This is a genomic window from Gallibacterium faecale, assembly GCF_027920745.1.
Lineage (GTDB): Bacteria > Pseudomonadota > Gammaproteobacteria > Enterobacterales > Pasteurellaceae > Gallibacterium > Gallibacterium faecale.
Window position 1 is genome coordinate 1 of the sequence record NZ_JAQIBB010000045.1, and the last position, 22,741, is coordinate 22,741.

The following is a 22,741-nucleotide window of genomic DNA, read 5'->3' on the forward strand; positions in this document are numbered from 1 at the left end:
TCGATTATGAGTCGACTGCCTTCGAGGGTGCCGGTTCGAGTTCGGTCTTAGGCACTACCTCTTCGATTGATTTGTTTTCAGTACAGGTTCAAGTTCTGTTAGAAAACATATTTTGGTTTTTTAGTGTTGATAAATTTCTTTTAATCAACAAAGAGTTACCACATATGAAAAAACCATTCATCACAACAGTTCTCTCCACTAAAGGTGGCGTTACTAAAACCACAAATGCCGCTAATATATCTGCATTTTGTGCTGATCACGGACTTAAAGTCTTGATGATCGATACCGATGTTCAGCCGTCTCTAAGTTCATATTATGAGCTGGACTATATTGCAGAGGGCGGTATTTATGAGTTTTTGATCAACAAAAATCTCAATCACAGCGAGATCATCTCTCACACCGTTATTCCAAATCTCGATTTAATCAAGTCTAATGATCCAACCGGCAAAATTAGCCTACTTTTAAGAAATTCGCCGGACGGTGTTATTCGTTTTAATCATTTATTAAAACAAATTCAAGGGTACGATTTGATTGTGATCGATACTCGCGGTACACGAGATATCACATTGGAAATGTCAGTGCTTGCCAGTGATTTAATTCTCTCTCCACTCCTTCCGGAGCTGTTATCAACGCGTGAATTTTTGCGAGGCACGTTGAGCTTATATGCGGATTTAAGCACATATGAAGCATTGGGCTTGCATTTACCGCCAATCAAAGCGGTTGCTAATCGTGTTGATAATACCAATGATGCAAAAGATGTTATTGCACAACTGCATCAAATATTCAATGAACCCCAATTTAAACAACAAGGCTATCAAGCTGAGTTTCTTGACCTCACTATTCCATCTCGCGTTGCTTACAGAGAGGCAAATACGCTTTGTACACCGATCCATAAATACAGAGAGTCTGAATTTGAAACAATGAAGAAGCTCTGTTCAACATTATTTCCTCAATTTGCACCTTACTTTCAACAATAGGAGGAAATAATATGGGACAAAAAAATAACAATGCCTTAATGAATCGTTCAATAGAGGTAGAAAAAGCTGTGATTGGAGCATTACTGATTGATAATGACGTATTTGATAATATTTCAGATATCGTGTCAGAAAAAGACTTTTCACTCAATTGGCATCAAATCGCTTTCAAAGCAATCAAAAACAGACTTTCTAATGGCGAAAATATTGATATTCTGATCTTAGAAGACGATTTAAGAAAATCTTATCCCAATCAAGAAGGAATGTTCGCCTATTTGGTTGATATCGTACAGAATACGCCTACTTCAAGCAACGCTGAAACCTATGCCAAGAAATTAAGTGACATTGCCAAAGTGCGAGAGTTGATGAAATTGGGTGAGAAATTACAGAATATCTCACAAAATGAAAGTATAGAAAATGTAATTTCAAGTGCTGAAAAACAGTTATTTGAGATAACCACCAATCAAACTGATGCCAGCAATATCTCACTTTCTGCAGCATTGAAAACAGCAGTGAGCAAAATAGAAAATGCGTGCTTTCAAAATTCGGCAGTAAGCGGAATCCCAACAGGATTAGATGATTTAGATACAATGACGACAGGCTTTCAGCCTGCAGATTTCGTGGTGATCGCAGGCAGACCGGGAATGGGAAAAACCGCATTCTTACTCTCGTCAATAAAAGCGACATTAGAGCAATCTGAACAGCCTGTATTGTTCTTTTCGCTAGAAATGCCATCAGATCAAATCATCACTAGATTGTTATCAATGGTTGGCAGCATCCCACTGCAAACCTTGCGTAATCCGCTTTTGCTAGATGATGAGGGTTTCGCCAAGCTGTCAACAGCAATCAATACCATTAAACAATGGGAAAATCGCTTAATCATTGATGATTCTCCATCATTAACAGCGGATATTTTACGCTCAAGAGTCCGTAAATACTCAAGATTACACGGACAACCTGCAGCAATTTTTGTCGATTATCTACAGCTGATGCGTTATCCAACCGCTCCGAACCGGTATGAAGAAATCAGCAAAATTTCTAATGCGTTGAAAGCGTTAGCGAAAGAGATGAATTGCCCGGTAATCGCATTGGCTCAACTTAATCGAGCTGTAGAAGGACGAGCGATAAAACGTCCAACCAATGCAGATTTAAGAGACTCAGGTCAAATCGAACAAGATGCAGACGTCATTATATTGCTGCATCGAGACGATTATTACAGCAAAGATGATGAAAAAACCGGGTTAGCGGAAGTAATTATCGGGAAACAACGTAACGGCCCAGTTGGTACAGTGGAATCCTATTTTGCTGCTCAATATTCCCGATTTGAGCCATTTCATTATGCTAATGCCTAACTAAGGAGGAGTTATGAAAAATATATTTCAAAAATCAAAAGAAGAACGCAAAGCCTCTTTGATGAGAGGCATTCAAGTCGGTTTAATTCCAAATACTAGCCCTGATTACACCGCAGCGATTACGACTCAAACAACAGAACCTGAATTACGGACAGTCACACTGTTAGAATTAAGACCGTTTGATAATAACCCAAGAAAAACACAAAATCCAAAGTTTGAAGAGATCAAAGAGTCTATTAGAGTAAGAGGGTTAGATTTTCCACCTAACATTACTAAGCGGCCAAATGAGAATTTTTACATTATTGCTGACGGTGGTAACACACGTCTGCAGGCATTAAAAGAGTTATATGAAGAAACACAAGACCCTAAATATTTCTCCATTCGTTGTCTGTATAAGCCGTGGCAAGGTGAAAGCGATGACAACACAGAAGGCGATTTACATTGCTTGATTGGGCATTTAGCCGAAAATGATTTACGTGGTGATCTAACCTTTATTGAGCGTGCTCTCGGCATTGCCCAAGCAAAACAGTTTTATGAAAAACAGCTAGGTGAATCACTTTCTCACCGTAAATTTATTGAACGCTTAAAAGCCGATGGCTATAGCGTCACATACTCAGTCTGGGCAAGGATGCAACAATGCATTGATTTACTCTATCCTGCCATTCCAACATTATTATTTAATGGGATGGGAAGACCGCAAATCGAAAAATTATTAATCATTTATAATAATGCGGAAAAGTGTTTTGATAAATACACCGCATTACACTACAAAGATAACAATAGTTTTCAGTCATTATGGTTAGATACCCTAAAAAGGTTCGATAATGACGACTATTCATTTGAAATTTTCCAAGATGAATTGATAGGCAATATGGTCAATGAAATTGGTACGGATTATGTTTCTTACCAAGATATTCTCTTTGAACTTGAGAATAAACCTAAAGCCAATGTCTCAACCAATCAAGAAACTGAAGCAGCTAATGAAAATATTACGCCTTCACAGGAATTAAAAACTGAACCAGATAATCAAAATAATGAAAAATCAGAAGATGCTCAAAAAATAAGCACTGATCGCAGTGTGACCAGTGAGCAAAAAACGAGCAATTTTGATGGTTTTGATAATTCTGAACCAGAAAATGAAGATTATCAGACTGAACCAGATTATGAAGAATCTTTAACAACGGAACCAGACAATATTGACGATAATGGGTTATCTGATTTCGGGCTATCATTTGAAAAACAGCAATCAATTAATGAGCAGAAACAGCAACGAGCCGCACAAAACGGTATTGCATTTGCAAACAGTGGCTGTCAGCCTGTTGAAGATATCTGGCAAATTTATCCAGCTATTGATAATGTTGAAAAACTACGCTTTGAAGCGTATGGGTTAACGACTGATATTGTGTCAATTATCGGTCTTAAATCATCCATCATTGAACCTATTAATGATGACTTCAGTTTTACTATTCTGCCATCACAATCAGATAATGTCTCTGCTTTGCAAGAGAATATACATCAATTGTTGTCGTGCTTGGCAACAGATGGTCACAATGAAAATTTAACTTGTACCCTCAATGAATCATTATTGATAGGTATGGAATCTGAACCGGAAATTAATGATTTATTACTGGTTAAAATCTTCAGGCTTATCAGAGTCACGCGTCAATTAAGACAGCACTTACGGGGATGTTAATTATGATGCCAACAATCAATCAAATTATACTACCTCACCTCATCGCTCAGATAAAAATGGGCAAATTACGCTATTGTGAGGAGCTGGGATTTAGTACCGAGGAGTTGATAAAAATCAACAACCTTACTACTGACGAGCTCCATTTTCTGAGCAATATGAACACGACTTTTTTCAAAGTAAGTGTTAATCACGATTTACTAAATAAAATGCTGAAGAGAACTAAAGATCAAACAGAATATCAAAATCTGTTTGACAGAGCACTTGTTCTCGGCGCAAGCATTGAATTAATGCGCCATTTTTTTGGCGCGCAAAGTCACGAAGTTAGCGAAAGAAGACGTTTGCTCGGGAAGCAAATCTCAAGCGGAAGACGAGCATTTACCGATCCGGAAAAATCTAGTGCCGCTTGGTATAGATGGCAGGAAGCCTGTAAGCTCTCTGAGAAAAACAGAGAGCTAAACGATATTACCGCTTTAGACAATCTAATGGTGATTGCTGAAGAGCTGGATCTTGATTTGACAACGCTCTGGAAGCAGGTGCAGAGATGGGAAAAAAATGGAGGTGAGCTATGACAACAACCGGAAATGCAGGATTGTTTTATTTCGGAAACCCACACGAAACAGTCCCTCTAAGACTCTTACAAGATCCCTATTTAACGGTTCGTGCAAAATATACTTGGCAAATGATTCGTTACCACGCTCAAGCCTTTGCTAGTAGCTTATTTCCGAGCTATGAGAAGTTGCAAGAACTTCTCTCAGACAAACTTTATCGCCAAGAAAAAGTCTCACGAAAAATTGTAAGTCAAACGCTATTGTTGTTGAGATTAACAAGATGGCTCACTTTGTGTGATACCAAACGAGATGAGAAAGGAAGAGTTTTGGGCAACGTATACATCATTCACGATGAGCCTATCGGCATTACGGATGCCGTTCATTTTGACTCTTCCTATTTAAAACTACTTGCTCAGTCAACTAAACACAATGACAGAGTTGTGCAAGAAGTTGCACAGCATATTATTGAGTCAATCAAAAATGATAAAAACAACGCTCATTTTGTATCATATTTAACATTGATGCAGAAACGTTTCAATGAATCCCAAGATGCCTCATTAAATTCAAATCGCACTCCGGCAGTAGCGAAAAAAGTAATGGCAGAATTATTAACAACAGAGACAGATAACAAATCGGAACTCAGTGAAAAAGAGAAAAAATTGCAGAGTTCCGAAATGGAACTTAGTCAAAAAGATGAAGTTTTACAGAGTTCCGATATGGAACTCAGTGAAAATTATCAGAGTTCCCAAATGGAACTCAGTAAAAATGATGAAAATATAGCCAGTTCCCAAATGGAACTCAGTGAAAAAGGAGAAAATTTGCTTAGTTCCGATATGGAATTCAGTACGAAACCACTAAAATCGGCTAATTTTCATACGGAACTCAGTAAAAAACACTTAGTTTCCCAGTACAGTACTAGTACTAATAATATATATACTAAGTACAGTACTAGTACTGTATTTAATAATAATTTATTAAAAGTATTTAACGATCTAGAAAAACAGACTCTAGAAAATTTAATAAGACAACTCAGATTATCTGATGATGTCGTTCATAGTGTGATGACTGAAGCTGCATTACGCATTGAAAAAGGTGATATTCGTAATCCGCTAAGCTATGTGTGTAGCTTGCTAAGAAAAGCAAAACAGGGAGATTTTAACGAGTATCTTTGCAAAATTAAGAATAAAACGGCAGATTTGGCGAAACCAACCTCACAAACTAAAAAACAAAATAACCCGGCGGTTTTGACAGTCACTAGAAGCCCTGAAGAGCTCGCAAATATGCTGAGTAAAGCAAAATTACTGGCAGAGCAATTACGAGGTTAGTTTTTTGCCTCTTTTTGAAAATCAATTAATCATTGTGATTAACGGTTTGGTGTGAATAATAAAGCATAATAAAAAAACAACACAGGAGACAAATTAAATGCCGAGCGTTAATCAAGTAAACATTTTGGGAAACTTGGGTGATGATCCCCAAATTCGGTGTATGCCAAATGGCGATTTAACGGCGTTGCTAAGCGTAGCCACAAGTCGCGTTTGGAAAGACAAAAACGGCGAAAGACAAGAATTGACAGAATGGCATAGAATTGTGCTATATCGAAGGTCTCCGGCTATTTACGTACGCAAAAATGGACTGATGATAAAAATGTAGATCGCTGGACAACTTCAATTATTGGTGAGCAGTTACAATTAATAAGCAGTAAACCAGTTATTCAACAAAACAAACAGACAGAAGAACATATTTCTCCTGAAGCGGAAACTCAAATCATTGAAGATGAACCGCTTCCTTTTTAATTCTTATTCCCCTTAGTAATGAGTATAATGAGTATAAAGCGTTTGCCGGTGAATAACCGGCTTTTTTATTTTATAAACACTGAATAGGTTAAAAAATAAGCAGTGATCGCAGTGTGACCAGTGCTTATTTTTTAATCAAACTGGGTATACTAGGTCATTTATTATATAAAAATAAAGTAAATATTACAAAAGTGTTAATTTTTAACAAATATTTAACCTGATCACACTGCGATCACTGCTTAAAAAATAACCATCTTTTTTGATAAAAATGAGTATCTAATAGTTTATTGTATTCATATAGCGAAAACATATGATGAGGTTTTATTCAATTAATAACGAAAAGGATACGATACTATGGCTGATGTAAACTCAATCGGTGCTTTACGCACTGATATCACTTTAACGTTGCAAACCCAATATGCCACACGACTCTGGCAAGGTAAAAATGTCAATAAAGACAATAAGCAAATAACTCGGATTATTAGCGTCCCAGTATGTTTATCTATTTTAAATAGAATTACCCAGCACGCTGCACAAGATGATCCTTATGCAGATGCTTATTTAATGAAAATTGAGAGTAAAATTTTATCTACTCGTGAAGATATGGCTAAATTAGCGGATAAAATGACAGACATTTATGCTGAGAATGTACCCGGTGCCATTGAACTGAAAAATAGTTTTAATGTTGATCCAGCAAAAATCCCACTAGCCATCAGATCCTCTATCGGATATCAGTTAATTTATTTATTAGCGGATTTTGACTATTTCACTACTGTAGCAATGACAGCAGCACACATTGCAATTATGCCAAGACAAGAAGTTAGAAATTTAGTAGAACAAGCTGCTCATCTTGTGCGCTCAGTTTTTGGTTTAATCCAACGGTATCAGGATGCCGGAGTTAGCCGCGCAGATATGAGAGCTGGTACAGCTAATGCTTTGGCTGCGATTGCTCGGTTCGGTAAATTGCCGGAAGATATTCTTTCTGGAAAAACTCGTAGTCAATTTGCGCCTGTCAATATAGCTTTGTTTGCTGAAGCAGAAGATAATGATGAGAAGTCTGAAGCAGTTGATAAGGAGATTGGATGAAATATCGCTCATTAGATAAAGAGGATTATAAAAAATTAGTGTTTAATACCCCGTTGAATACGGGGTTAAAAACATTATTCGCACCAATAGACAGTGTTGACGAATACAAGGCATTAGCGCAAATGATAAAAGACGCACGTGCTGAGTTATTTGAATTGGGGCAGAATATTGTAAATGGAGCAAAAGAATATCCATTAAATCACGTTCCGATAGTGTTCATTATTGATCATAATAGCTCCTCTGGGGGAAAGTTCTTGCGATGGCGTAATCAACTGCGAAACCGTACAGGTAAATATGCTTGGGATCAGTTGATTCAAGATAAAAATGTGCCGGAAGAAATTAAAGAAGCATTAATTGCATTGGAAAAAGATCGCATAGCGTTTAATGCGCAAATGTCAGTAATGAACTTCATTTACCGACAGGCGAAAGAATGCGCAGAAAAAATTAATGAAATAGAACAGTTGTATCAGCAAGGAAAAAATAAAGGTAAGGTGTGAGCCTTACCTTTTTTATCTGTCAGATATTTTCTTAATTCTAAAATACAATTTATCATTGTTCGGATCGTGTTGGTCTCTTAATCTAAATCCTGTCAAATATCACTCGTTATAGCGGTAATAGTAGTTATGGCTCATTTCGAAAGTGATCTTATAAATTGTATCTATATGAAAAATAAGGATAATTTTTTTTGGTTAAAAAGTAATCATTGATCGCAGTGTGATCAGTGTTTAAATTTTAGTCAGTGATCGCAATGTAATCAATGAGTAAAATTTAATCAAAAGTATTTTGTAATGATAGGAGATAAAGTTATGACTGATTTAACGAAAACTGATTTGAAGGTAGGAAATATAGATGGCGAGTGGAGAAGAGCGGAATGAAATTAATTTTATGCGAGAAGCCATCGCAAGGACGGGATATTGGGAAGTTTATTGGTGCAACAAAAAGAGGGGAAGGATATTTATCGAGTCCAGATCAGCAAACATTTGTGACTTGGGGAATCGGTCATTTAGTTGAGCAGGCTGAACCTCAGGATTATGATGAATCCTATAAAAAATGGGGTTTTGATAATTTGCCGATTATTCCAGACAAGTGGATGATGAAGGTAAAGAAAGAAACAGCTAAACAATATAAAGTTGTAATGGGATTAATTAAAAAAGCTAATCATATTGTTATTGCAACTGACCCCGATAGAGAAGGTGAGGTTATTGCGCGTGAATTATTAGATATGGCTAATTATAAAGGAAAGGTGCAGAGACTTTGGTTGTCCGCTTTAGATGATGGCAGCATTAGAAAAGCATTGGCTAATTTAAAATCTGATGCAGAAACAAAACCTTTGTATGCCGCAGGATTAGCAAGAGGAAGAGCTGACTGGCTAGTTGGGATGAACCTGACGAGATTATTTACTCTCATCGCTCAAAAGCAAGGGTATCAAGGTGTGATGAGTGTTGGGCGAGTACAGAGTCCGACACTGGCGATTGTAGTACAGCGAGATCGTGAAATTGAAAACTTTGTTTCTAAGCCTTTCTATCGTTTAAAAGTAAACCTTGATGGATTTTGTGCTTATTGGCAACCGACAGAATCGGTTTGCGATGATGAGGGAAGATGTATTGATTACAGTGTGATTACGCAAGTGCAAAGACAACTATCGAAGACACTTAAAATAGATAATATTGAAACTAAGCGCAAAAAAGAGATGCCTCCACTTGCATTTGATCTCGGTACGTTACAGCAAACTTGCTCTAGATTATTTGGTATGGGAGCAGCACAAGTGCTAAAGATAGCACAGTCATTATATGAGACACATAAAGCAACGACATATCCAAGAACCGATTGTGGTTATTTACCTGAATCAATGATTGATGAAATTCCGCTTGTGCTAAAAGCTGTATCTGAATCAGATCCTCAAGTTAGAAATATTGTAGCAAAATTAGATATATCTCTTCGTTCCAGAGTTTGGAATGATAGTAAAATTACGGCTCACCACGGCATTATTCCGACAACTCAAAAAGTTGATTTGAGTAAGATGAGTGACGATGAATTAAAGGTTTATCAGCTTGTACGCAAGCATTATTTTGCTCAGTTTCTACCATTATATGAGGAGGATAATACGAGTGTGCTGTTATCTGGTAATGAGCAGACTTTTGTCTCAAAAGGTAAGCAAGTAATAAAAATAGGATGGAAGTCTCTGTTTCAGCAAGACAGGAATGAAGATGATGAAGAACAATCGCTACCATCCTTGCGGCAGGGACAATCGTGTAATGTTGTTGATAGTGAGGTTTTAACTTTAAAAACTACACCACCTAAGCATTACACTGAGGGAACATTAATTGCCGCAATGAAAAATGCGGCTCGGTTTGTGACAGATGCCCGATTAAAGCAGAGATTAAGAGAAACTGAGGGGCTTGGTACAGAAGCTACTCGAGCAGAAGTGATTGAAACATTATTTAAGCGAGGTTACCTTGAGAAAAAGCGCAAGGAAATTGTTGCAACTTCAGCTGGTAGATCTTTAATTGATGGCTTGCCGGATATTATTAAAGATCCTGGTATGACTGCATTATGGGAACAGGCGTTAAATGATATTGCTTCAGGTAAGATGTTATTACAGGATTTTATGGATAAGCAGAATCAATTTATTTCCCACGTAGTGAAATCAATGATTGGTTCTGGGAGTGTGGCAATTCAAGTGAAAGCTGAAAAGATATGCCCTAAATGTGGTGCTGCAATGAGAAGAAGAAAAGGTAAATACGGTGATTTTTGGGGCTGCTCCAATTATCCTACTTGTACGGCAATAGAAAATATTGGCTCAAGAAAAAGGGTTGGAAAATCACAATAATCTATTTACAATAGAGATTGCAAATCGTTGGTAACTTACGTCAAAGTTACGCCCTTTAAGACTGAACTTGCGGTTCTGTGGTAGCTCACGCGAGGAATGTCGTAAATGACCGTTTGAGACAACTGCTGACTTGAACTAAGTTGTCGAGCGTTTTGAAATATGGTCTCTCTTAACAGAGTAAATGCAATCTCATCTATAATCATTTTTTATTTGTCTATATGTCGTGGGATTTTATTTGTTTCCAATGATGGGAATAAATAAAATCCCACGATATTCTTTTGCTAAACCACGGGGCAGTGGTGAAAAATGCTCGCCCTTTGTGCGTCAGCGCTATTGTCAAACTGATTGGGACGACTTAGTGATCAGTGGATGGGGAGAATAATTATGGTATTTCAGAGGGAACAATTAATTATTTAAACTTTCTTTCTCGTCAAATTCTTCAATGGCTTGTTATCGTGGTGATAAGCTTAATTTAAAATTGTCATCTTTGACGTATTTTTTATAGTTGCAGTATGGTCGGTGAGATTATGCTGCAATTTTTCTTTTATGTATAAAAAACAACCACTGATCGCAGTGTGATCAGTGGTTGTTTTTTGAGCTAATGATTAGGGTTATGTGCAAGATTTCATTTGAATATGGCTAGGGACAACTTCAAATAATAAAAATAAGGCAATAAATAAAGTTATGCTCATTAATATAAAATATAATGTTGCGTACAAATAATCGGGATCGTACCCTTTTGTTTCTAGTATAAACATACAAAGATTACCTATAGACACAAGTAGCATTATTATCCCTAGTAAGAGATATTGAGTAATTTCCATTTTTTACCTCAGTGTTAATTATGTAATTTTTATACTAGAGTGAGGGGTTATTTTTTTCAATTCCTTTTTTAATAGAGATATTTTTGAAAAAGAGCTGCTAATGTATCCCATACAGATATTAGTGTTAAGGCAGCACTGAGTATAGACAATAGAATATTACATAATTTATATTTTTCCTTTTTAGAATAAACATCATTTATGGTATTTGCTAATTGAAGAATATTTTCTTTTTCGTATGGATTTTCTGCACGGATTAGTTTTATTTGATTCATTATAGATTTTGGAAGCTCTGGAAAATTAATCTCTCTTTCATAGTCATCTAGTAGTTCTTTTAAATGTATAATCTCAATCTCATTTTCTTTGTTATTGATATTTTAAAAATATAGCTTTGTTAAGTTCTTAATAGCATATATTCGTTTTACTTTTGTGAAGTTAATAGCTTTATTTAGGTTATAGGTGTTAAGAGATTTTTCTGAAAATAATTTGCTTATTAAATTGTAAAACTTTTTTGCTCTTATTAGATCTTGAATGGCAGATGGAATGATAACGGCGATTAAGCATAAGTATAGAGATAAAATAATTGGCATAGAACTCCCTCCAACATAAAAAATGTTATCTAACTTTAGTATGTTTTCTCTATATACTCAATCCGATTGTTTGATTTGATTAAAATTTAAGCAGTGATCGCAGTGTGATCACTGCTGTTTTTTTATACAGACAGTGGTTGTGGTAGCTAATACCCTAAAATTAATTAAAACAAAAATGGATCAATGTGTGAATTATAGTTTACATTTTTCTAGGAACGATATTATAGTGCTAAGAGGAGGGGTGATATGATCCAAATAAAATCAACAGAAACATTTGCGACAGTATTTAAAGTAATGCAGGCATTAAATTTAAATTTAGAAGTGCGACACGCATAAAAATCACTATATAAAAAGCAAATTGTATAAAATATGAACATTGATCACACTGTGATCAGGTTAATAAAATGTTAAATTCTGTATTTGGTTTAAAATTTAAACTAAAATAATTATGAAAATAGGTGTTTTTAGATGGTTGTATACAAAATAACCACTGATCGCAGTGTGATCAGTGGTTATTTTTTAATCATTAATTGGAAAAGGGTGTTTTTCACATAAATAGAAATTTAATATAGGGTGTAATCAAAAAGTAGGTAAATGCTATTATTTGCTAATATGTAATCTCTATTTTGAATACATATGTAAAACCTGGACTAAAAGGCCTTTTAAAGGTAAGGGGTGAACCCCTTACCTTCAGAGGGAAATTACCCTTAACCTTTACTTTTTAATGAGGATAAAGATGGCACAAATCGAGGATGTAAAATTTTCAGTAACAATGGATTATTCACAAGCTGATGAAATCAGCATACATATTGTATGGGACGCAAGTGATACTTTTCCGCAAGAGAAAGTAGAGCAATTAATAGAGTATATGAATAGAAACCTCGTTCTGCTCTTTGGTTTTTTTAAAGATAAGTTTCGGCTGTATCTTGAATATAATGAAGTGTTGCTTTCGTTTTCAGTGAAAATGAGATTTGAGTTTGATGATACCGGGTTCAGCATTAAATTTCTGAATAAGGATAATGATACAGGAGCTGAGTATTTAGCAAGATGTATTATGAATGATTTACTTACTGGAAATGAAACAATAGAGAAATTGTTGGAATATCTTCAAGAAGACGATGAGAATAAAAACATTGAAGAGATTGTTTTGCAATAGATTCACCTTAAATTTTATAATTGTATGTTTTTTAGTCACTGATCGCAGTGTGATCAGGTTAATAAAATGTTAAATTTATACTTTTGATTAATATATATTCTCCTTTTGAACGAAAAATATACTAGACTTGTATTGTGTACGAAAAATAAACACTGGTCACACTGTGACCAGTGTTGTTTTTTTATACTATAAGATAGTTACAATATTCAATATTTTAAAATTGATTAAAATATAAACACTGATCACAGTGTAATCAGGTTAAAAAATTGTTAAAAATAGGAAGGTGTTTTTTTGATGAGAATCTTAAATTAAAAAATTGTTTTATTTCTTTGTTGTTATTGTTTTAATGTAATCGGTTAGTGTTTTGGAAAAGTTTGCTCATTCTTGTACCTAGTTAACCCTTCCAAAAATCACATCAAACAGATGGATAACTGAAAAGTTATCCATCCTCCTCTTAAATTGTAGTTATAGCTAAGTTTTTTTCAGTATGTAAGCTCTGGACTTTTTTTGATCAGACTGTTTAATCAATAAATTATTTTATTTTGTTGAAATTGCTTGTTTAATGTTAACTGTTAAATCGCTATCGTTGATAGCATTTATAACGGCTGACCTGTAATGCCGTGTTTGACGTTGTCAAATGTATGGTTGCCCTTTAAACCGAGGTGACGGTTTAAAAATTCACCGCCCTTTCTAAGGCTGCGAACACTTTGAAACCAGCCTCTATCGTGTAAACGATGGTGAGTGTTTGTTTAACAGAATTTTTATTTTTAACCCTGGCGGGGAACATTTTTCCCGTGTTGGGTAAGGATGTTTCTCCGTCTTTTTTATTTTTAGGAGAGACATTATGAATACCCAAACTCAACAAGCTAAAACTTATTTTAATCTTCACACAACAGGAATCGGATATTTAAACAATATTCGAGAAGTTAAGCCTAAAAAGGGAAATACTTTTTGGGCTTGCAGAATTGCTGCTTTAGCAGGTGATTCAACAACACCAGAATATCGTTACTTTGATGTAAATGTTGTCGGTGCTCTAGCTGAAAAGCTAGTTAAAAACTGCCAAAAGGCGGTGTCTGAAGGGCATAAGATGTTAATATCTTTTGTTATTTCAGATTTATGGGCTGATTTATACACGGTCAATAAAGACAGTAGTTATCACAAAAAAGGTGATACTGCGGTGTCTTTAAAAGGTCGTCTTATTCGTATCAATATGATTAAGAAGGACGGTGTAAAAGTTTATCCAAAAGTCTCAACAGAAGCAGAACAACAGACTGCTCCTGTTCAAAATCCTGAAGAAGCTATCATTGAAGCACTTCCATTACCAGAAGAAATTTTGGTTCAGGAAGAAGATGGTAATGAGCTTCCATTCTAATCGATGAGACCAATAGTAATACTGTTGGTCTTTTCCCTTCACTTAGACTACTATAGTTATTATTCACAGGAGAGCAATATGGAGGCATCTATGTCATCTATTCGTTTTGATAAACTTAAATTTGTCAAAATTCTGGAAAAAGAAGGTAATCAATCACCTGAAATGGCTGAAGCTTTTGCAAAAGCAGTTGAAGAAGCACTAACAGAAAGTCAGGGGCCTCTAGCGACAAAAGCTGATTTTCAACAAGGGCTTACTGAACTTCGAGCAGAAATGAAACAAGAAATGTCTCAGCTTGAAGTAAGATTAACTTCGGCGATGTACAAAATGGCAGGATTTATCCTTGCCGGTGTAGGTGTATTAATGGGATTGATGAAGTTTATTCATTAATTCTTTTGATGTTGGTGTTAAACAAGCTCACGGCACATTAGCTTTGCAAGAAGTTGCTGTGCGATGTGAATGGTTTGCAAAATGTGCTTCAAATATTCAGTTTTATGATTTAAAAGATGATTTTAATGCGCAATTTATTGTAGATGGTGTTCAAGCAGCAAGAGAAGCGTTTAATCGTTCTATTGATGCTTTAAGAAAAGATCTTTTGGATGCTGGACTTTCACCTAATAAAGTGGAAGAGATTATCGGTAAACGAGCTTTTTCATTGCAGTATATGCAAGAAAATCAACTTATTAAATAACTTATTTTTTACATTACCCATACGGGAAACATTATTCCCGATGGGCATAGTGTTTCCCTTTATTTTTTAGGAGAAATACTATGAATACATACTCAAAATTTGCACCTAATGTTTTTGTTGCAAAATGCCCTGAAATGCACGAAAAAGGTGAAATCATCACCTTAACAAGTAAATATGGCAAAGAAACAGAAGTAGAAATCTAATGACATTAAATTCTCAACAAGGGAGCAAAAAGAAGTTATAGGTTATTTTGATGATGAAAGAGACAAGATTACTGGCATTTCGGCTTATACAAGAGATGCTCAAACTGTGACTACAGCATTGATTATTACTTATAAATTAACAGATCCTGTTGCTGTATATAAAAATTATCGTACTACCGAAAATATGATTAATCAACTTGTTGAACCAAGAAGTAGACAGGCTCTTGAAATCGTATTTAGTAAATATACAGCACAAAAAGCTTTAGAAAATAGAGCAAAATTAACTACAGATATTACTGCTCAAATTCGTGAGGCAGTCAAGGGTTACCCTATCGAAATTACCGCTGTTCAAACGGTAATTCAATTTAATAAAGAATATGAAAAAAGGGTAGAGGAAAGCGTTCAAAAGAATGTGGTAATTCAGACAGCGGAACGTGAACTAATTATTCAGCAAAAGCAAGCAGAGATTGTGAAAGTGTATGCCTAAGAGAATATTATTTAATAATCCTGTGTTTACTAGATTTTATCACCTATGTAAGGATTTCATTTATGAAAATAAATTTTATGAAGTCTATCGGTTAGAAAATAACAACAACGAGTCTGTTTTAATGTTTTTTAATTTCTATCGTTACACAAAGAAACATAAAACGGGACAAATTAAAGTAGAATACTGGTGTTTGAAATCACAGAAATGGAAGAGAGAGCGAGCAAAGAAAAAGTTGAAATATTGTTATACAATACCTTTTCTTAATCTTTCTTTAAACTATTTGTTCTATGTACAAGAAAATGTAATTATAAAAATTGTTGAATATCTGAGAATAAAACATCCTGAGTATAAAGAGTTATCATCTTATTTTATATCGACACTTATTGACTTGCTCAAAAAATATTTACATCGTAGAACGATCATATTTAGAAATGCTCCTAATCATACAAAACACATAACTAAATGGTTATGGCAATATTTTTGGGATAAGTCTATTATTTCAGCAGTTTTCAGAATTGAGGGATATACGTCTCATTTAGGACATTATCTTTTTTATCAAAAATATATTTCTAAATTAGTACGAGTAAGCTATGAATATCCGAATCTCTTACCATTATTGAGTCAAATTAAGCCTATTTATTGGGATGATCCAAATTTGTTTAGTTATGATTATTGGGTAAATGAATCTTCTAGAAGTAGAGAATTTCATAGTCCAGTATATTGTGAAACAAAACAACAATGGCGTTGGATAAAAAAACAATCATCTAAATTCATTAGAATTTGGATGTATTACCACTGTTTTTACCGAAAATGTGTTCTTTCTGTATTAATGCAGCCTGGAGTGTCAGAAAAACTTCCGGTGTGTCTACAAAATATGATTTTTATAAAAGGGCATATTTTAGTAGATCATTGTGTTTCAGAAAAATATAAGGAACGCTTGCTTAGATTATTTATTCAATATGCTATAGATTTTTGGAAAAATAGAGGAATTAAGGCTCTAAGAAATTATCTGAAAACTAACGCTATAGAGATGTTTCAGGATATTGCAATCTATTTATCCAGCAATGAAGGGCAGACGCGTGGTCTACCTTTGACGTGGGAACGTTTGATTGAGCGTAATGATCAGTGGCATCAACAACTTCTTCAAGAACTTCAACGAAGAAAGGATGAAGATCATCAATGGCAGCTTGCAAAAGCTTGGGAAAGCAATGTGTCTTATTATAAGATTAATGAGGTTGAATTTACTGCACTAACGACAGGGAAAGCCTTATATGAAGAAGGACAACGAATGAATCATTGTATTTTTACTTATACTGATCTCTGTGATGCAGGGCGTTATTTAGCATTTTCTGTTAAGTGCGATCATAAAAATACAAAACCGTACTATTCTACGCTTGGTTTATCTCTAAGTGGAGAGGGAAAAAATCAAAAATGGAAAATAGATCAACATCGAGGACGATACAATGAAAGTGTTGCTCCTTATTTAAAAAAGATTGCACAACAATTTTGTCGAGTCTTGAATCAGCAATATTCTTTTTAATGAAGTTTTTATTGATTTTTTTGGATAATCAATTTCCTATTCATTTTTTTCTCTGTCTTCTTTATGTTGTGATCAATATTGCACATTAAGGAGATGAAAATGAAAAAACAGTTGCTTGCTTGCGCGATTGCCGGTTTGTTTGTTTTGACTGGTTGCAGTAATCATTCTGGGAACAAAAAAACTCAGACTGATACTAATGTGGTACCTATGCCGGTTGTAACGGCGCAATCAGCTACCCAAAATAAATCAATCCAAACAGCTCAAGTTTTTAAATCAGAGGTAGTTTCACCAGACATTTACCAGCAGCAAGATGCTTTAGAGCCTAGCGTTGTGCGTACAGATCGTTATCAATTAACAAATATTGATGCGCAGTTGGGACAGAAGTATTTACTCGAGCAGGCTGTTGTTATCAAGATGAAAACAAAAAAGAATCAGTCATTAAATGTTGAGCAAGGCATTAAAAATACGTTGTCAAATACGGGGATTTCACTTTGCCCGGCATTCGGTCAGTCTGATTTATTAACACTTTATTCTCGCCCTCTACCAAAAGTTCATCAACAATTCGGTCCAATGAAATTGAGAGAGGCCTTGCAGATGTTAGCTGGCCCTGCTTATCAGTTAACACTAAATGAACAAACTCGAGTAGTGTGTTTTAAAGCTAGAGTTACGGAACGCGTTTCTATTCCTGATTTCTCTCCAAATGAATAAATGAGGGTGATGATATGAAAAAACGAAATATACTACTTATCCTTTCATTGGCATTGGGGCAATCAGCATTTGCACTTGATTTGAATGAAACAGTGCAAAGTATTAAGGAAACTTCGGCCAAAGCATTAGCACAAGCTGAACAAAGTGCAAAACAGGTGTCTTCATCCGTGACTTCTACAATTCAATCGCTTTCAGCTAATGAGCAAGCTCAACATTGGGGCTTGACAGAAGAGGAATGGAAGCGATATGAGCGGCTAAAGAAAACTGAGCGACAATATTGGTCGCCAAATCTTGATCCTTTAACAACATTAGGTGTTGAGGCAACCAGTGAAGCAGAGCGGCAAAAATATGCGCGTTTGCTTGCAAAGAAAGAATTTGAACGAGTAGAGAAAGAACTCAAATTTCAGTTGGCATATGATGCCGCTTTTAAAGAGCTTTATCCCGGCGTAATGCCAATTTCTGATAATACAATGTCACCTGTTATCAATGAACGATTAGTGTTGTTTACTCGCTTAAATTGCGAGAAATGTGATTCTGCATTACAGAAAATATTGGCAACCAACAAATCAGTTGATATTTATTTTGTTGATAGCCGGCAAGATGATAAAGCTATCCGTGATTGGGCAATTTCTCATCGAATTGATGTGAATAAAGTTCGTAGCAGACAAATTACCCTTAATCACGATCAAGGAGGCCTTTGGATGCAGCACGGCAACGGCAAAATGCCGGTTATCTTTAAATCGGGAACTTGGGATCAGGTAAATGATTTTTAGATATGCAGTAATACTGATTGGTTTATTGGGATATAGTGTCTATAGTGCTGCCATTACGCATAATGTGCAGTCTATACCGGGGATTTTCCATCGGGTTGCAAATCAGTATTCTGTGCCTGCATCAATGTTATATGCGATTGCATTGAATGAAACTGGTCGCAGAGTAACAAACGTAAAGCAACCCTATCCGTGGTCGATTAATGTCAAAGGACGTAGTTATTTTTATCCCTCTCAAATTAAAGCCTGCCAAGCATTACAGCAATTTATGTCTCGTTATCCGTTAAAAAATATTGATGTTGGTGTTGCTCAGGTAAATTTGGGCTGGAACGGTATTAAGTATTTTCGGAGTGCTTGCGAGGGCTTTGATGTCGCAAAAAATTTAAATGCGGCTGCACAAATTTTGAGAGATTGCTATGTTGAAAGAGGTGATTGGTTACACGCTTCGGGGTGTTATCATCATCCAAAAGGCGGTTTTTATGCTGCCCGCTATATGCGTAATATCAAACAACACTTATCAATATTATCGTCTACTTCTTCCGTAACGCCAGATAACTGGACTTCACCGCCTGCGATTGCAGGTGTGAGTGTTGAAAGAGATCAGCGTCACTATCAATGGATTTTACCATCACAAACCATACAAACTGCTTTTATTTGGGTTGATCCAAACAAGGAGAGTCAATGAAAAAATTAATTATCTTATTGTCGCTCTTGCTTCCTGCTGTTTCTTATGCTGCTGAAGTCATTGCAGATGAGGGAGGGGAGAGTGCGTTGCGTTTTTATGAGCCCATTCAGCCTGTTATTGAAAAGGGTGATGTTGTTAATTCAGATATGATGCCACCTGTTTTTCACGAAAAAGATTTATTACCAATAGTATCTCATTTAATGACTCCTGGAAAAATAGATATTCCATCACGGATGAGGAATGACGGAAAAGTGAAGATGCCCGGTATGCAGCCATTATGTTTAATCGGAGATGATGCGTTATCAGAAGATTGGTTTAGACAAAAGTTGCCAGAGTTGAAAAAAATGGCGGCCACTTGTCTTGTTGTTAATGTACAGCAATATGAGCGTCTTCAGCAATTACGAAATATTGATAACTCAATTCCGTTATTACCGGTCAGTGCTGATGATCTCGCTAAGCGATTGAAGATAGTACATTACCCGGTCTTGATTACCGATAGAGGGATAGAGCAATAAATGAGTAATAACCACGTTATTGAATCCGTTTTACGGCCTGCTGTTGAGCTGAATACAGCGATTGTATCAGCCAGTGCAGGCACATTGTGCCTCTATGCCCCCTGGAGTCTAGCACTTAGTCCGGATATTGGATACGGAATGTGTGGTGCGTTTTGGCTATTTTCCGTAGTGCGTTTTAGACAAGGTTGGCGTATTTTGAAGTTTCGCCGGAATATTCGTAGATTGCCTTATTACGCACTAACCAGTAAACAGATTCCTGTTAGCCAGCGTTATCTGTTTTTGGGTAGAGGATTTGCTTGGGAACAGAAACATACACAAAGACTCTATACCTGTACTCGTTCAGAAGTAGAAGATTACGTCAAGCCAAGTTTAGCTTATCAATACGCTCGAACGCTTGAAAAATGGAGTGATGAAAGATTACCTAAATTAGCAAAATTATTGCGTACTGATAAGTGGTATAACCCAGTTAGACCGTTGCCGCCCGTTGGAGGGAGTCCGGTAATTCACGGCATTGAATTGGATGAACAGGATGTGATGTTGCCTTTGGGTGAGCGTGTTGGACATACGATTGTATTGGGGACAACGCGTGTAGGTAAGACGCGATTAGCTGAGATGTTAGTAACGCAAGATATTCATCGGGGTAAGACTGTTGATGAACGAGAGGTGGTAGTGTTTTTCGATCCGAAAGGCGATGCGGATATGCTGAAACGAATGTATGTGGAAGCGAAACGAGCAGGGCGTGAAAATGAATTTTACGTATTTCATTTAGGCTGGCCGGAAATATCTGCTCGATATAACGCAGTGGGACGATTTGGACGAGTATCTGAAGTTGCAGGGCGTATTTCCGGGCAGTTAAGTTCGGAGGGGAATAGCGCAGCATTTAAGGAGTTCGCGTGGCGATTTGTCAATATTATTGCCAGAGCGCAAGTGGAGCTTGGTCGCCGTCCGGACTATCCGTCAATTGCGCGTTATGTGCAAAATATTGATGAGCTATTCATTGATTATGCTACGCATTTTTTGGGGAAAACGCAGCCGAAAGCGTGGGAAGCGATTGCTGCAGCAGCAAGCAAAATCAATGATAAAAATACACCTCGCAATATGATGGGACGAGATCCTATCGTGATTGCCCTTGAGCAATTTCTGACTCAATCAAAAATACACGATCCGGTTTTAGATGGTCTGCGTAGTGCGGTACGGTACGATAAAACTTATTTTGATAAAATCGTTGCTTCACTTCTACCGCTACTTGAGAAATTAACAACCGGGAAAATTGCTGAGTTGCTTGCACCGGATTATAGCGATATTCACGATGAACGTCCTATTTTCGACTGGCAAGAGATTATACGCAAACGAGGCATTGTTTATATTGGGTTAGATGCGTTATCTGATACTACGGTTGCTAGTGCGGTAGGCAATAGTATGTTCGCCGATCTGGTTTCGATGGCAGGACATATCTATAAATATGGTATTAATCAAGGGTTGCCGGATGCGTTACAAGGTAAGTCGAAAAAGGTCTCTATTAACTTACATTGCGATGAATTTAACGAGCTAATGGGTGATGAGTTTATTCCATTGATCAACAAAGGGGGTGGAGCCGGAATTCAAGTAACAGCATACACTCAGACCTTGTCGGATATTGAGGCAAGAATAGGCAATAGAGCCAAGGCAGGACAAGTTATTGGTAACTTTAATAACTTAATTATGTTGCGTGTGCGTGAGCCTGCAACAGCGGAGTTGCTTACTAATCAGTTGCACGAAGTGGATGTGTTGAAAAATACAACGATTTCAGGGGTGACGGATAGTAGTGATCCTTATAGTAATCAACATTTCACATCAAATACGCAAGACCGTGTCAGTTCGGAAAAAATGCCAATGATCACGCCTGCTAATGTGATCAGCTTACCGAAGGGACAAGCATTTGCGCTGCTTGAGGGAGGTAAGTTGTGGAAAATTAGAATGCCATTGCCGGTTTCTCATAAAAATGAGCATATTCCGGAATCTATCGCACAATTAAGTGAGTATATGAAAGAAAATTACCAAACTGGAGAAACTTTATGGTCTCAAGTCGCCTATGAATATATGCCTTCAAATGAAGCGATTGCCGCGTTTGAACAGCTTGTCAGCACGCCAATTATTTCATCAAATACTGCTACTGTGCCTGCTGAAAGTGATGTAGATAATGTAGATGTAGAGAAGCACAATACAGAAGAGGGAGTAAATAATGGCTGAACAACAGGTAAAAGAACCTAGAAGAGGGTTGTTAGGTAATCTATTATCGTTGCTTGGTAGAACCTTTGGTGTGTTAGTCGTGTCATTATTTGTCAGTATTGTGATTGAATGGATCGGTATGATCTGGTTTTGGCCGGAACTTGGTGCTCAGCATAGTAAACAAATGATGTTGGATGAAGTGCAGTATTTTTCTGTGCATTTTACACAAAGTATTCTGCACGCTGATCCGGTAGTGTTAGCAACCTATGTAATGGATACCGTACATCAATATGTATTTGTGAAAAGTGGATTGTTAGCGTGGTTAAATAGTGTACAAGACCCAAGCAGTCCAGGATATGCATTAATTATTTATATTCGCGGTTATATTGAAGCGGTTATATATATCACAATGACGTTTATTATTCGGTTACTCATCCTGTTTTTTACCTCACCATTGTTTATTTTGGTTGCCGTGGTTGGTTTCACGGATGGGCTTGTACGTCGGGATTTAAGGCGATTTGGGTACGGTTATGAATCAAGTTTTATGTATCATCACGCGAAAAAAGCGATATTTCCGCTGTTAATCGGCTCTTGGATGTTATATCTTTCATTGCCCTTCAGTATCTATCCTAATTTATTACTGATACCCGCTGCATTTTTAGTGGGGACAGCAATTTCTATTGCGTCAGCGAGTTTCAAAAAATATCTTTAACCAGGTAAAT

At 36.4% G+C, this 22,741-nt stretch carries 20 protein-coding genes and 2 pseudogenes; all 22 read left to right on the plus strand.

Annotated elements, in window-relative coordinates; all coding sequences use genetic code 11:
• Positions 1 to 164: 164 nt before the first annotated feature.
• The 22 genes and pseudogenes from PF272_RS03555 (at position 165) to PF272_RS03660 (ending at position 22,731) form a co-directional block, all read left to right on the plus strand.
• Positions 165 to 977, plus strand: coding sequence for a ParA family protein (locus tag PF272_RS03555; protein WP_271141676.1), 813 nt, complete (start codon positions 165 to 167; stop codon positions 975 to 977).
• An 11-nt stretch (positions 978 to 988) separates the two neighbouring features.
• The gene (gene dnaB, locus PF272_RS03560; protein ID WP_271141649.1) at positions 989 to 2,326 is read left to right on the plus strand and encodes a replicative DNA helicase; all 1,338 of its coding nucleotides are present in this window, start codon (positions 989 to 991) and stop codon (positions 2,324 to 2,326) included.
• Between the two features lie 13 nt (positions 2,327 to 2,339).
• On the plus strand, positions 2,340 to 4,019 hold the full coding sequence (locus PF272_RS03565; RefSeq protein ID WP_271141650.1) for a ParB family protein: 1,680 nt from the start codon (positions 2,340 to 2,342) through the stop codon (positions 4,017 to 4,019).
• Between the two features lie 2 nt (positions 4,020 to 4,021).
• The gene (locus tag PF272_RS03570; RefSeq protein ID WP_013745203.1) at positions 4,022 to 4,588 is read left to right on the plus strand and encodes a DUF2857 domain-containing protein; all 567 of its coding nucleotides are present in this window, start codon (positions 4,022 to 4,024) and stop codon (positions 4,586 to 4,588) included.
• Positions 4,585 to 5,892, plus strand: coding sequence for an STY4528 family pathogenicity island replication protein (locus tag PF272_RS03575; protein WP_271141651.1), 1,308 nt, complete (start codon positions 4,585 to 4,587; stop codon positions 5,890 to 5,892). Before PF272_RS03570 ends, PF272_RS03575 begins: the two co-directional genes overlap by 4 nt.
• 160 nt (positions 5,893 to 6,052) lie before the next feature.
• Positions 6,053 to 6,217, plus strand: coding sequence for a single-stranded DNA-binding protein (locus PF272_RS03580; RefSeq protein ID WP_271141677.1), 165 nt, complete (start codon positions 6,053 to 6,055; stop codon positions 6,215 to 6,217).
• Positions 6,218 to 6,714: 497 nt separating this feature from the next.
• Positions 6,715 to 7,446, plus strand: coding sequence for a PFL_4669 family integrating conjugative element protein (locus PF272_RS03585; protein ID WP_039081119.1), 732 nt, complete (start codon positions 6,715 to 6,717; stop codon positions 7,444 to 7,446).
• Positions 7,443 to 7,943, plus strand: a complete 501-nt coding sequence (locus PF272_RS03590) for a DUF3158 family protein (protein ID WP_271141652.1) — start codon at positions 7,443 to 7,445, stop codon at positions 7,941 to 7,943. The genes PF272_RS03585 and PF272_RS03590 overlap by 4 nt, the downstream gene beginning before the upstream one ends.
• A gap of 374 nt (positions 7,944 to 8,317) precedes the next feature.
• Positions 8,318 to 10,276, plus strand: a complete 1,959-nt coding sequence (locus tag PF272_RS03595; RefSeq protein WP_271141653.1) for a DNA topoisomerase III — start codon at positions 8,318 to 8,320, stop codon at positions 10,274 to 10,276.
• Between the two features lie 2,147 nt (positions 10,277 to 12,423).
• Entirely contained in the window at positions 12,424 to 12,843 is a 420-nt protein-coding gene (locus tag PF272_RS03600) for a hypothetical protein (RefSeq protein ID WP_039135422.1), read from the plus strand.
• An 844-nt stretch (positions 12,844 to 13,687) separates the two neighbouring features.
• A complete protein-coding gene (locus PF272_RS03605) occupies positions 13,688 to 14,215 on the plus strand; it encodes an STY4534 family ICE replication protein (protein ID WP_271141654.1) in 528 nt (175 codons plus the stop codon).
• Positions 14,216 to 14,293: 78 nt separating this feature from the next.
• Positions 14,294 to 14,602 (plus strand): CCDC90 family protein, encoded by a 309-nt coding sequence (locus tag PF272_RS03610; protein ID WP_271141655.1) that lies wholly within the window; start codon positions 14,294 to 14,296, stop codon positions 14,600 to 14,602.
• Between the two features lie 7 nt (positions 14,603 to 14,609).
• Positions 14,610 to 14,903, plus strand: a pseudogene (locus PF272_RS03615) (virulence factor); the annotation flags it as partial.
• 80 nt (positions 14,904 to 14,983) lie between these two features.
• Positions 14,984 to 15,103, plus strand: a pseudogene (locus tag PF272_RS03620) (DUF3560 domain-containing protein); the annotation flags it as partial.
• Between the two features lie 79 nt (positions 15,104 to 15,182).
• Positions 15,183 to 15,593 carry an SPFH domain-containing protein gene (locus tag PF272_RS03625; protein WP_413789419.1) on the plus strand — a complete coding sequence of 137 codons (411 nt, stop codon included), beginning with the start codon at positions 15,183 to 15,185 and terminating at the stop codon, positions 15,591 to 15,593.
• Positions 15,586 to 17,133 (plus strand): PcfJ domain-containing protein, encoded by a 1,548-nt coding sequence (locus PF272_RS03630; RefSeq protein WP_271141658.1) that lies wholly within the window; start codon positions 15,586 to 15,588, stop codon positions 17,131 to 17,133. The genes PF272_RS03625 and PF272_RS03630 overlap by 8 nt, the downstream gene beginning before the upstream one ends.
• 99 nt (positions 17,134 to 17,232) lie before the next feature.
• Positions 17,233 to 17,841, plus strand: coding sequence for a PFGI-1 class ICE element type IV pilus protein PilL2 (gene pilL2, locus PF272_RS03635; RefSeq protein WP_271141659.1), 609 nt, complete (start codon positions 17,233 to 17,235; stop codon positions 17,839 to 17,841).
• A 14-nt stretch (positions 17,842 to 17,855) separates the two neighbouring features.
• On the plus strand, positions 17,856 to 18,614 hold the full coding sequence (locus PF272_RS03640) for a TIGR03759 family integrating conjugative element protein (protein ID WP_013745182.1): 759 nt from the start codon (positions 17,856 to 17,858) through the stop codon (positions 18,612 to 18,614).
• Positions 18,604 to 19,296, plus strand: a complete 693-nt coding sequence (locus PF272_RS03645; protein WP_271141660.1) for a lysozyme family protein — start codon at positions 18,604 to 18,606, stop codon at positions 19,294 to 19,296. Before PF272_RS03640 ends, PF272_RS03645 begins: the two co-directional genes overlap by 11 nt.
• The gene (locus PF272_RS03650) at positions 19,293 to 19,811 is read left to right on the plus strand and encodes an integrating conjugative element protein (protein WP_271141661.1); all 519 of its coding nucleotides are present in this window, start codon (positions 19,293 to 19,295) and stop codon (positions 19,809 to 19,811) included. Before PF272_RS03645 ends, PF272_RS03650 begins: the two co-directional genes overlap by 4 nt.
• Positions 19,812 to 22,040, plus strand: a complete 2,229-nt coding sequence (gene traD / locus PF272_RS03655) for a type IV conjugative transfer system coupling protein TraD (RefSeq protein WP_271141662.1) — start codon at positions 19,812 to 19,814, stop codon at positions 22,038 to 22,040.
• On the plus strand, positions 22,033 to 22,731 hold the full coding sequence (locus PF272_RS03660; protein ID WP_013745178.1) for a TIGR03747 family integrating conjugative element membrane protein: 699 nt from the start codon (positions 22,033 to 22,035) through the stop codon (positions 22,729 to 22,731). Before traD ends, PF272_RS03660 begins: the two co-directional genes overlap by 8 nt.
• Positions 22,732 to 22,741: the final 10 nt, after the last annotated feature.

Coding starts and splice junctions, on each gene's coding strand:
- PF272_RS03555 (WP_271141676.1), top strand. CDS start 165: ATGAAAAAACCATTCATCACAACAGTTCTCTCCACTAAAGGTGGCGTT.
- dnaB (WP_271141649.1), top strand. CDS start 989: ATGGGACAAAAAAATAACAATGCCTTAATGAATCGTTCAATAGAGGTA.
- PF272_RS03565 (WP_271141650.1), top strand. CDS start 2,340: ATGAAAAATATATTTCAAAAATCAAAAGAAGAACGCAAAGCCTCTTTG.
- PF272_RS03570 (WP_013745203.1), top strand. CDS start 4,022: ATGATGCCAACAATCAATCAAATTATACTACCTCACCTCATCGCTCAG.
- PF272_RS03575 (WP_271141651.1), top strand. CDS start 4,585: ATGACAACAACCGGAAATGCAGGATTGTTTTATTTCGGAAACCCACAC.
- PF272_RS03580 (WP_271141677.1), top strand. CDS start 6,053: ATGCCAAATGGCGATTTAACGGCGTTGCTAAGCGTAGCCACAAGTCGC.
- PF272_RS03585 (WP_039081119.1), top strand. CDS start 6,715: ATGGCTGATGTAAACTCAATCGGTGCTTTACGCACTGATATCACTTTA.
- PF272_RS03590 (WP_271141652.1), top strand. CDS start 7,443: ATGAAATATCGCTCATTAGATAAAGAGGATTATAAAAAATTAGTGTTT.
- PF272_RS03595 (WP_271141653.1), top strand. CDS start 8,318: ATGAAATTAATTTTATGCGAGAAGCCATCGCAAGGACGGGATATTGGG.
- PF272_RS03600 (WP_039135422.1), top strand. CDS start 12,424: ATGGCACAAATCGAGGATGTAAAATTTTCAGTAACAATGGATTATTCA.
- PF272_RS03605 (WP_271141654.1), top strand. CDS start 13,688: ATGAATACCCAAACTCAACAAGCTAAAACTTATTTTAATCTTCACACA.
- PF272_RS03610 (WP_271141655.1), top strand. CDS start 14,294: ATGGAGGCATCTATGTCATCTATTCGTTTTGATAAACTTAAATTTGTC.
- PF272_RS03630 (WP_271141658.1), top strand. CDS start 15,586: ATGCCTAAGAGAATATTATTTAATAATCCTGTGTTTACTAGATTTTAT.
- pilL2 (WP_271141659.1), top strand. CDS start 17,233: ATGAAAAAACAGTTGCTTGCTTGCGCGATTGCCGGTTTGTTTGTTTTG.
- PF272_RS03640 (WP_013745182.1), top strand. CDS start 17,856: ATGAAAAAACGAAATATACTACTTATCCTTTCATTGGCATTGGGGCAA.
- PF272_RS03645 (WP_271141660.1), top strand. CDS start 18,604: ATGATTTTTAGATATGCAGTAATACTGATTGGTTTATTGGGATATAGT.
- PF272_RS03650 (WP_271141661.1), top strand. CDS start 19,293: ATGAAAAAATTAATTATCTTATTGTCGCTCTTGCTTCCTGCTGTTTCT.
- traD (WP_271141662.1), top strand. CDS start 19,812: ATGAGTAATAACCACGTTATTGAATCCGTTTTACGGCCTGCTGTTGAG.
- PF272_RS03660 (WP_013745178.1), top strand. CDS start 22,033: ATGGCTGAACAACAGGTAAAAGAACCTAGAAGAGGGTTGTTAGGTAAT.